Source organism: Acidimicrobiales bacterium, assembly GCA_035546775.1.
Taxonomy (GTDB): domain Bacteria; phylum Actinomycetota; class Acidimicrobiia; order Acidimicrobiales; family JACCXE01; genus JACCXE01.
Window position 1 is genome coordinate 29,029 of sequence record DASZWD010000015.1, and the last position, 9,131, is coordinate 38,159.

10 protein-coding genes are annotated in these 9,131 nt (G+C 69.7%); 3 read left to right on the plus strand and 7 right to left on the minus strand.

Annotated features, from left to right (window positions below; translation table 11 throughout):
- Positions 1-27: 27 nt before the first annotated feature.
- Positions 28-1,017, plus strand: a complete 990-nt coding sequence (gene ispH / locus VHC63_03000; protein HVV35544.1) for a 4-hydroxy-3-methylbut-2-enyl diphosphate reductase — start codon at positions 28-30, stop codon at positions 1,015-1,017.
- A gap of 77 nt (positions 1,018-1,094) precedes the next feature.
- Entirely contained in the window at positions 1,095-1,673 is a 579-nt protein-coding gene (locus tag VHC63_03005; protein ID HVV35545.1) for an HD domain-containing protein, read from the plus strand.
- 3 nt (positions 1,674-1,676) lie between these two features.
- Here VHC63_03005 and VHC63_03010 read toward each other — a convergent pair whose 3' ends face one another.
- From VHC63_03010 to VHC63_03040, 7 genes are read right to left on the minus strand one after another with little or no spacing between them, the layout of a single operon-like run.
- Entirely contained in the window at positions 1,677-2,363 is a 687-nt protein-coding gene (locus VHC63_03010; GenBank protein ID HVV35546.1) for a lysophospholipid acyltransferase family protein, read from the minus strand.
- The gene (cmk, locus tag VHC63_03015) at positions 2,360-2,986 is read right to left on the minus strand and encodes a (d)CMP kinase (protein HVV35547.1); all 627 of its coding nucleotides are present in this window, start codon (positions 2,984-2,986) and stop codon (positions 2,360-2,362) included. Before cmk ends, VHC63_03010 begins: the two co-directional genes overlap by 4 nt.
- Positions 2,983-4,206, minus strand: a complete 1,224-nt coding sequence (gene aroA / locus VHC63_03020) for a 3-phosphoshikimate 1-carboxyvinyltransferase (protein HVV35548.1) — start codon at positions 4,204-4,206, stop codon at positions 2,983-2,985. The genes cmk and aroA overlap by 4 nt, the downstream gene beginning before the upstream one ends.
- Positions 4,203-5,267: a prephenate dehydrogenase/arogenate dehydrogenase family protein gene (locus VHC63_03025; protein HVV35549.1), complete on the minus strand. Its 1,065-nt coding sequence runs from the start codon at positions 5,265-5,267 to the stop codon at positions 4,203-4,205. The genes aroA and VHC63_03025 overlap by 4 nt, the downstream gene beginning before the upstream one ends.
- Positions 5,268-5,978: a pseudouridine synthase gene (locus VHC63_03030; protein HVV35550.1), complete on the minus strand. Its 711-nt coding sequence runs from the start codon at positions 5,976-5,978 to the stop codon at positions 5,268-5,270. It abuts the gene before it with no gap.
- Entirely contained in the window at positions 5,975-6,592 is a 618-nt protein-coding gene (gene scpB / locus VHC63_03035) for an SMC-Scp complex subunit ScpB (protein HVV35551.1), read from the minus strand. Before scpB ends, VHC63_03030 begins: the two co-directional genes overlap by 4 nt.
- Positions 6,589-7,368, minus strand: a complete 780-nt coding sequence (locus VHC63_03040) for a ScpA family protein (GenBank protein ID HVV35552.1) — start codon at positions 7,366-7,368, stop codon at positions 6,589-6,591. Before VHC63_03040 ends, scpB begins: the two co-directional genes overlap by 4 nt.
- A 22-nt stretch (positions 7,369-7,390) precedes the next feature.
- On the opposite strand from VHC63_03040, the gene VHC63_03045 reads away from it, so the two are divergent.
- Positions 7,391-9,130, plus strand: coding sequence for a proline--tRNA ligase (locus VHC63_03045; GenBank protein HVV35553.1), 1,740 nt, complete (start codon positions 7,391-7,393; stop codon positions 9,128-9,130).
- The last annotated feature ends 1 nt before the right edge of the window (position 9,131 follow it).

Consider the following 9,131-nt stretch of genomic DNA (forward strand, 5'->3'; position numbering starts at 1 on the left):
CTGCCCGCAGGCCGTAGCCTGGTGTCCATGGCAGTCGATCGCGTTCTCTTGGCCGCGCCGCGCGGTTTCTGCGCGGGCGTCGAGATGGCGATCAAGGCGCTGGCGTGGATGGTGCGCACCTTCGACGAGCCGGTGTACTGCTACCACGAGATCGTCCACAACCAGGTCGTGGTCGAGCGCTTCAAAGAGCAGGGCGTCGTGTTCGTCAACGACATCTCCGAGGTGCCGCCGGGTGCCCCCATCATGCTCAGCGCGCATGGGTCCGCGCCCGAGGTCGTCGCCGCGGCGAGGGCCACCGGTGGCGTGGTGGTCGACGCCGTGTGCCCGCTCGTCACCAAGGTGCATCACGAGGTCCGCACCCGCGCCGGCAAGGGCTACACCGTCGTCTACGTCGGTCACGCAGGCCACGACGAGGCCATCGGCACGATGGCGGTCGCCCCGGAGTCGGTGGCGCTGGTGCAGTCGGCCGACGACGTGGCCGCCCTCCCGGACTTCCACCAACCCGTCGCCCTCCTGGCCCAAACCACGCTCAGTCACGACGAGTGGTCCGACGTGAAAGAGACGGTGCACGAACGCTGGCCCGACGTGTGGCAGCCGGGACGCAGCGACCTGTGCTTCGCCACCACCAACCGCCAGACGGCGCTGCGGGCGATCGCGGCGAAGTCCGACGCGGTGCTGGTCGTGGGTTCGGCCAACTCGTCGAACACCGTCGCCCTCGAGCGGGTGGCGTCGACGCTGTGCCCGCGGGTGTTCCGGGTCAACTCGCCCGACGAAGTGCCGACGGATCTCACCGGCACAGTCGGCGTCACCGCCGGGGCGTCGGCACCCGAGGACCTGGTCGAAGCCGTCATCGCCCGTCTCGCACCGGTCGAGGGCGTCGAAGAGGTGCACGTCACCGAGGAAGACGAGTACTTCCCGCCGCCGCGCGAACTGCGCGACCTCCTGCGCGACACCGACCTCCTCGTCGGCGACCGCAATGTGTCCGCCACCGACGCGTTGAACTCCCTGTCGTCCTAGATCGCAACTTGTGTGCTCACGCACCCCGATCGTGTGCCACAGCACACAGGCTGGAGAGCGGCCGTAGACTGGACGGCATGACCGTCATCACGGATAGAGGCACCGAGCAGTTCACCCGCATGGACGAGGGCACCCGCGAGCACTGGATGGAGATCGTGGGCGAGCACGGCAAGAACGCCGGCCGCGTGCCCGAGCGGATCCTCGGCATGCTCCGGTCGCTCGGGGAGATCGTCGACGGCTTCTCGACGGATCAGCTCACGCACTGCCTCCAGACCGCGACCCTCGCCGAGAAGGCGGGTGCCGACGAGGAGATGATCGTCGCGTCGCTCTGCCACGACATCGGCAAGGCCGTGACCGTCTCCAACCACGGTGCCATCGCCGCCGAGATCCTCAAGTCCTATGTGCGGCCTGACGTCTACAACGTCATCCGCACGCACCAGGACTTCCAGGGCCGCCACTACTACGAGTACCTCGGCATGGATCCGAACGCCCGCGAGCAGTACCGGGACGAGCCGTGGTTCTCACTCGGTGAGCAGTTCGCCGACGAGTGGGACCAGGTCGCCTTCGACCCCAACGGCGAGACGTATCCGCTCGAGCACTTCGAGCCGATGGTGCGCCGGGTGTTCATGCACCAGACGATCCAAGCCAACAGCTAGCAGCTAGTCCTTCACACCCGCCTTGGCGCGGGCGATGTCGAAGACGCGCTGGAGTTCTTCGTGCAGCGCCTTGGTCGTCGCGTGCAGCTGCTCACGTGAGGCGCGGCCGCCGTCCTCGCCGACGGGTGCGGGAATCGGCGGGCCGATCTCGTAGTGCAGCTTCACCGGGTGAATCATCTTCGAACCTTTGGGCATCGCCGCTTCGGTGCCGCCGATGCCGATGGGGATGATCGGCACGTTCGCCTTCGAGGCGACGTACGCCGCGCCTTCGAAGAGGTCACATACCTTGGGACCGCTCTGGCGCGTGCCCTCGGGGAACAAGACCAGGCCCTCGCCGCGCGAGACGACCTCGATGCAGCGCCGCAGCGCCTCGCGATCGGCCGTACCGCGGTGGACCGGATAGCCGCCCATCGCATCGAAGAAGAAGGCGCCCACTTTGTTCTTCCACAGTGAGTCCTTGCCCAGGAACGACATGCGCCGCCGCGTCATGCCCACCATGGGAAACGTGTCGATGTTCGATCGGTGCACCGGGGCGACGATGAACCCGCCCTCGGCCGGGATGTGTTCGACCCCGTTGATGGTGGGACGCCAGAACACCTTGACGAACGCCGTCAGCACCGCCCGTACGAACGAATAGGTGATGCGCTGGAGACGGGTGCGCCGCGCGATCCCCGGATCGACGTAGCTCACGGCACCAGGCCCATCACGACGTCCACCACGCCGTCGATCGACAGGTGCGTTGTGTCGATCTCGACGGCGTCGTCGGCGCGCATCAGCGGCGACACGTTGCGCGTCGAGTCCGCCTGGTCGCGCCGGCGCATGTCCTGGGCGACGGCGTCGCCGTGCTCGGCGGCGCGCCGCTGCGCCCGCACCTCGGGGTCGGCCACCAAGTACACCTTGAGCGTGGCGTCGGGACACACAACGGTGCCGATGTCTCGGCCCTCGAGCACGCCGCCGCCGTTGTCGGCGATCCAACCGCGTTGGCGCTCCACCATTACTTCGCGCACCTTGGCGTTGGACGCGACCGCGGTGACGGCCTTGGTGACGGCTTCGGTCCGGATGGCTTCGGTGGCGTCGACGCCGTCGACGAAGACGCCGTCAGGGCCGACCACGATCTCGGTGCGCTTCGCCAACTCGGCGACCGCGTCGAGATCCGCGGTGTCGACGCCGTCGCGCAGGGCCGCCACCGCTACGGAGCGGTACATGGCGCCGGTGTCGAGGTGGGCGAGGCCGAGCCGCTGCGCGACGGCACGCGCCACGGTCGACTTCCCACTGCCCGCCGGGCCGTCGATGGCGATGACTGTTCCATTCATGCGGCGGTCAACCTATCCAGCACGTCGAAGAAATCCGGGAACGTCTTGGAGACGCATTCGGCGTCGCTGATCTCGATACCCGGCGTGACGAGACCGAGGACGGCGAAGGCCATCGCCATCCGATGATCGCCGGCGGGGTCGATCACCGCGCCATGGCGGGCGCCGGGGTGGATCGTCATCCCGTCTGGGTGCTCTTCGACCTCCACACCGCAGCGCCGCAGCTCGCGCACCGTCACGGCGACGCGGTCGGTCTCCTTGCGCCGGATGAACTCGACATTGTGAATTCGCGTCGGCGACGACCCGCAGGCGGCGACGACGGCGAGCGTGGGCACCATGTCGGAGCAGTCGGACATGTCGACGTCAACGCCGCGCAGCTCCGGTCCCATGCTCTGCATGATCTCCATCACCCGCCAGTCCGACTGCAGGTTGCTGCCGCGCTCCAGCCCCTCAACCTCGACCGCGCCGCCGGTCACGGCCGCCGCCGCGTAGAAGTACGACGCGGCGCTGGCGTCGGGCTCGATGGCGTAGTCGGCGGCGCGGTACACGCCCGGACCGACGGCACAGGTCGAGGGGTAGATCGCCGGGCGAATCCCGAATTGCGCCATCACCGCAGAGGTCATGGCGACGTAGCCCTCCGACACCCGGGCCCCGTCGAGCGTCACCTGCACACCCTTGGGGAACAGCGGGCCGGCAATGAGTAGCGCCGAAATGAACTGGCTCGAGATGCCCGCCGCCACGGTGACCGATCCGCCCTTGGCCGGGCCGAAAATCGTCGCCGGCAGGAAGCCGTCGGTGTCGCGCACGTCGGCGCCCAGCGCCCGCAGCGCCTCGAACAGCGGGGCCATCGGCCGCGCCCGCAACTGCGGGTCGGCGTCGATGGTGATGGCCACCGGCGACGCCGCCGCGACGGCGGCCACGAACCGGCCCACCGTCGCCGCCTGGTGGGCGTACAGCGCGGTAGCTGACCGCGGCAGGCGGCCCCCGATGCCGTCCACGCCGAGCGTGCGCCCGCCGTCGCGCGCGTCCACTGATGCGCCGAGGGCCCGCACCGCTTCGATCATCGCCGTCGAGTCGTCAGCCACCAGCGCGCCGGTCAGCGTGGAGGTTCCTTCGGCCAGGGCCGCGACCAACAGCGCGCGGTTGGTGATGCTCTTCGATCCCGGCACGACGACGCGGCCGCGCACCGGCCCGGCCACGGGCGTGATGACCCGCGTCGTCATAGGAGGACGGGGGTGGCCGCGGGGTGATAGCCGCGCGCCCGCAACTCGTCGCACACACGGTCGGCGGCGCGGGCGTCGATGGTGACGATGAGCACGCCGCGGTCGCCCTCGGCGGAGTGGGCGATCTCGAGGTCGACGATGTTGACGTCGAGCTCGCCGGCCAGGGTTGTCACCTCGGCGAGCACACCCGGGCGGTCGGGCACCGGGATGCGGACCTCGACCAGCGCGTCGGCCGTCGCGATGCGCGCCGGCAAGTTGATGCGCGCCGCCCGCGCCACTTCGAGGCGCTCCAGCAGACCGGCACGATCACCACCGGCGACCGTCGCCCGCACCTGTGCGAGGGCGGCGGTCAGCGCGTCGAGTCCGTCGAGGATGGCGTCGCGGTTCTCGGCGCAGATGTCGGGCCAGATCGCCGGATGGCCCGCCGCGATGCGCGTCATGTCACGGAAGCCGCCCGCCGCCAGGCGCAGCAGCGTGGCGTGCTCCTCGGCGCGCGACGCCGCGATCCCCATCAACGTGGCGGCCGTGAGGTGCGGCACGTGCGACACCAGCGCGACCAGCGCGTCGTGGCGCTCGGGCCGGAGCTCCACGACGTCGGCGCCGATGCTGCTGACGGTGGCACGCAGGTCGGCGTAGCGCTCAGGATCAGTGCCGTCCGTCGGCGTGAGCACCCACGTGGCGCCGTTGAACAAGTTGGCGTCGGCGCCTTTGAGCCCGTCCTGTTCGGAGCCCGCCATCGGGTGGCCTCCGACGAAGCGATCGTCGGCGACGGCCGCCACGATCGGCGCCTTCACCGAACCGACGTCGGTCACCGTCGCCCGCGGGCACGCGGCGAGCGCGTCGCGTACGGCGTCGGCGACCGACGAGACCGGCACGGCGACGACGACCAGTTCGCTGTCGGGGTCGAGACCGATCGCATCGACGACGCCCGCCGCCAGTGCGTCGGCCGCGTGAGCTTCGTCACGATCGACGCCGCTCACGTGCCAACCGTGGGCGCGCAACGCCAGCGCCACCGATGCACCGATGAGGCCGGTGCCGACGATCGATGCCCGTCGCGCCATTCACCCAACGCTACGAGATAGAGCGATGACCTCTTCGTTCGTTAACGCCCGCCAGTGCCCCGCCTTGAGCTTGGTGTCGGTGATCGGACCGATGCGGGTGCGCACCAACCGGATCACCGGGTGGCCGACTGCGTCGCACATGCGTCGCACCTGTCGGTTGCGCCCCTCGTGGATCACGATGCGCAGCAGCGACGGATCCAGCTGCGCCACCTTCGCCGGCGCCGTCACGCCGTCGTCGAGCTCGACGCCCTTGCGCAGCCGCGCCAGCGCGCTGGCGTTGGGGACGCCCTCGACGTGGGCCAGGTACTCCTTCTCCACCCCGAAGGACGGATGCGTGAGCCGGTGCGCCAGCTCGCCGTCGTTGGTCAGCAGCAGCAAGCCTTCGGTGTCCTTGTCGAGGCGCCCGACGGGAAACACGCGCGGCTCGGCCGGCACGAGCTCGATCACCGTTTCGCGTCCGTGGGTGTCGACCGCCGTCGTGACGACGCCCGCGGGCTTGTGGAGCAGGTAGTACACGAGGTCGGGACGCACCCCGACCGGGACACCGTCGACCGCAACCGCATCGTGTTCGAGGTCGATGCGCCGCCCCAACTCGGCCACCTCTCCGTTCACGGAGACGCGTCCCTCCGCGACGAGGTTCTCGCAGACGCGTCGGCTACCGAACCCGAGCCGGGCGAGCGTCTTCTGGACGCGCTCGCCGTCCTGGTTCACGCCTCGGAGGGCGCGGCCGCAGCCTCGGCGTCGGGTGCCGGTTCCGCCGCCGTCGCCTGCAGGCTGCTCTCGAGACCGGCCATCACCTCGGGCCCGGGCACGAAGTCGGCCAGCGGCGGCAACTCACTGAGATCGTTGAGGCCGAGCTTTTCGAGGAACATCGGCGTCGTGCCGTACATCAGTGCCTGACCCGGCCCCGGGTCGCGTCCGACCTCGGCGACGTAGCCGCGGATCACGAGCGTGCGCAGCGTCGAGTCCACGTTGACCCCGCGGATCTCCGCGACCTGGCCGCGCGAGATCGGTTGCTTGTAGGCGACAATGGCGAGCGTTTCCAGTGCGGCGTTGGACAGCCGCGCCGTCTGGCCTTCGAGCACGAAGCGCTCGACGTAGGCCGCCATGTCGGGGTGGCTGTAGAGCCGGTAACCGCCGGCGACCCGTCGCAGGACGAAGCCGCGATCGGCCGCCTCGTATTCCGCCATCAAGGCCTCGGCGAGTTCGTCGACGGTCGCCTGGCTGATTTCGAGCAGCTGCGCACACAGCGACCCCGAGATCGGCTCCTCCGCCACCATGAGCAGCGCCTCGAAGGCGCGCCGGGTCTCGGTACTGACGGTCATCCTTGGTAGTCCTCCACGAGCAGATCGGCCACGGCGTCGGGATCGTCGCCCCCGACCCAAGCGACGCGCAGCGTGGCGAAACGCTCCGATTGATCGAGGTCGATCAGGCCTTGCTTGAACATCTCGAGCAACGCCAGGAACGTGATGATCACGTCGAGTCGGCTCGGCGCGCTGGCGGCGAGTTGCCGGAACGTCGTGGGGCCAAGGCGCGGCAGCTTGGCCACCAGCTCACCGACGACGTCGGCCACCGACGCCCGAATCGGCGCTACGTGGTTCAGGTCGACCATCGGCACCGGCTTGGGCGTCGAGGCGCGGCCGAAGGCGACCGCCAGTTGGTCCGGGGTGACACCGGCGAGCAGATCCGGCGCCACGCCGAGAAACGCCTCTTCCATGCCGGCGGTCCGCGGCAGAGCCAGGCCGGCCCGATCAGCGAGGCGGTCGAGCGCCTGGGCCGCGTCCTTGAAGGTCTTGCATTCGAGCAGCCGGGCGATCAGCAGGTCGCGCTCTTCCCACAGCGCCAGCTCCTCGTCCAGGTCGACGTCGGCCCGACCCGGCAGCAGGCGGCGCGTCTTCAGCTCGACGAGGACCGCGGCGGTAAGCAGGAATTCGGTCGCCACGTCGAGGTCGAGCGCCTGAAGTTGCTCGATCTCGGCGACGAACGCATCGACGATTTCGCTGAGGTTGATCTCCCACAGCTCGACTTCGTCCTTGGTGATGAGATGCAGCAGCAGGTCGAACGGGCCCGTGAAAACCGGCGTCGAAACCTCATAGGACACCGAGCCAATCTACTTTGGCGGCGTGGCGATCCTGCGGATGTCGACGTTGTTCCTGCGTACGTTGCGTGACGATCCCGCCGACGCGGATGTGGCGAGTCACCGCCTCCTCGTGCGCGCCGGATACGTGCGTCGCGCCGCCCCCGGCGTGTACTCATGGCTACCGCTCGGTTGGATGGTCCTGCGCAACGTAGAACGCGTCATTCGCGAAGAAATGGAGCGCGCCGGGTTCCAGGAAGTGCACTTCCCCGCCCTGTTGCCGCGGGAGCCCTACGAGGCGACCGGCCGGTGGACGGAGTACGGCGACAACCTGTTTCGGCTCCAGGACCGCCGCGGCGCCGACTACCTCCTCGGCCCCACGCACGAGGAGATGTTCACCCTGCTGGTGAAGGACATCTGCGCGTCGTACAAGGACCTGCCGGTCTGCCTGTTTCAGATCCAGACGAAGTACCGCGACGAGGCACGTCCGCGCGCCGGCCTGCTGCGTGGCCGCGAGTTCGTGATGAAGGACTCGTACTCGTTCGACCTCGACGACGACGGCCTGCACGCGTCCTACGCCGCCCACCGCGCCGCCTATATCCGCACGTTCGAACGCCTCGGCCTGCCCTACGTGATCGTGGCGGCGACCTCGGGCGCGATGGGTGGCTCGGCCAGCGAGGAGTTTCTCGCGCCGCTGCCCGCCGGCGAGGACACCTTCGCCCAGTGCCCGGCCTGCCTCTACGCCGCCAACGTCGAGGCGGTCACGATCGCGCCCCCGCAGGCGCCCGACGACGACCCGCCGGCGGCCCACGTCGAGGACACCCCGGACACACCGACCATCGACTCCTTGGTCGAGTTGCTGCGCCAGCGGTTCCCGGACCGTACCTGGCACGCGGCGGACACGCTCAAGAATGTCGTCGTCATGCTGAGCGCCGCCGACGGCACGCGCACGCCCCTCGCCGTCGGTCTGCCCGGCGACCGCGAGCTGGACCTGCGCCGCCTCGAGGCTGTCGTCGCGCCCGGCACAGTCGCACCGTTCACCGACGAGGATTTCGCCGCCCACCCGCAGCTGGTCAAGGGCTACATCGGCCCCGCCGCCCTCGGCGCCGTCCACGGCGTCCGCTATCTCGTCGACCCGCGCGTCGTCGACGGCACCGCCTGGGTGACGGGGGCCAACGCGAACGGCAAGCACGTCGTGGATCTCGTAGCCGGCCGCGACTTTCGCGCCGACGGCGTCGTCGACGCCGCCGAGGTGCGCGCCGGAGACCCCTGCCCCCGCTGCGGTGCCGGGCTCACGCTCGAGCGCGGCATCGAGATCGGTCACATCTTCCAGCTGGGCCGCAAATACGCCGAGGCGCTCGACCTCACCGTCCAGGACGCCGAAGGCAACGAAGTCGTCGTGACCATGGGCTCGTACGGCATCGGCGTGTCCCGCGCCGTCGCCGCCATCGCCGAGGCGACCCACGACGAGCTCGGTCTCTGCTGGCCGCGAGAGATCGCGCCGGCCGACGTCCACGTGGTGCGCATCGCCAAGGGAGACGACGCCGACGCCTTCGCCGAGCAGCTTGTCGACGCGCTCAACGATCGCAACGTGCGCGTGCTCTACGACGACCGCGTCGACCTGTCGGCGGGCGTGAGGCTCAAAGACGCCGAGTTGCTCGGCGTGCCGACCATCGTCGTGATCGGTCGCGGTCTCGCCGAGGGAACCGTCGAAGTGCGCGATCGGCGCGCCGGCATCGTGCATCAGCTCGATATCAACGACGTGGTGGCGCGCCTCGTCCCGTAGA

Bases quoted from the DNA above. Each gene is read 5' to 3' on its own strand.
- ispH (HVV35544.1), top strand. From the start codon at position 28: ATGGCAGTCGATCGCGTTCTCTTGGCCGCGCCGCGCGGTTTCTGCGCG.
- VHC63_03005 (HVV35545.1), top strand. From the start codon at position 1,095: ATGACCGTCATCACGGATAGAGGCACCGAGCAGTTCACCCGCATGGAC.
- cmk (HVV35547.1), bottom strand. From the start codon at position 2,986: ATGAATGGAACAGTCATCGCCATCGACGGCCCGGCGGGCAGTGGGAAG.
- aroA (HVV35548.1), bottom strand. From the start codon at position 4,206: ATGACGACGCGGGTCATCACGCCCGTGGCCGGGCCGGTGCGCGGCCGC.
- VHC63_03025 (HVV35549.1), bottom strand. From the start codon at position 5,267: ATGGCGCGACGGGCATCGATCGTCGGCACCGGCCTCATCGGTGCATCG.
- scpB (HVV35551.1), bottom strand. From the start codon at position 6,592: ATGACCGTCAGTACCGAGACCCGGCGCGCCTTCGAGGCGCTGCTCATG.